At 68.1% G+C, this 417-nt stretch carries 1 protein-coding gene; it reads left to right on the top strand.

The window, feature by feature from the left end:
• Window positions 1–417, top strand: a 417-nt coding sequence (locus I6F38_RS43510) for a response regulator (protein WP_225164730.1), incomplete at both ends; no start/stop codon positions are given.

Here is a 417-nt window from a genome sequence, read left to right as displayed (position 1 = left end):
ATCATCGACTACGTGCTGAAGAACACGCCGGGCAGCATCGACTACCTGGTGTGGCTGGTGCAGCGCCTGGAGCGCAACCGGCGCATTGCGGCACTGGTGGTGGACGACTCGCCGTCCGCGCGCGGCTATGCCGCCGCCCTGCTGCGCATGTACGGCCACGAGGTGCACGAGGCCGCTGACGGCAACGAGGGCCTGGCCGCGATCGACGCGCATCCTGCGATCCGCCTGGCCGTGGTCGACCAGGAAATGCCCGGCATGCAGGGCGTGGAGTTCACCCGCCGCCTGCGCACCCTGCGCTCGCGCGACAAGGTGGCGGTGATCGGCATTTCCGGTAACACCGACGCTTCGCTGATCCCGCGCTTCCTGAAGAACGGCGCCAACGACTTCCTGCGCAAGCCGTTCTCGCGCGAGGAGTTC

Origin of the sequence: Bradyrhizobium sp. BRP56, from assembly GCF_020194035.1 — a bacterium.
GTDB lineage: Bacteria > Pseudomonadota > Alphaproteobacteria > Rhizobiales > Xanthobacteraceae > Bradyrhizobium > Bradyrhizobium australafricanum.
Note: the sequence above shows the minus strand (reverse complement) of the source record. Positions and strands in the feature narration are given on the sequence as shown.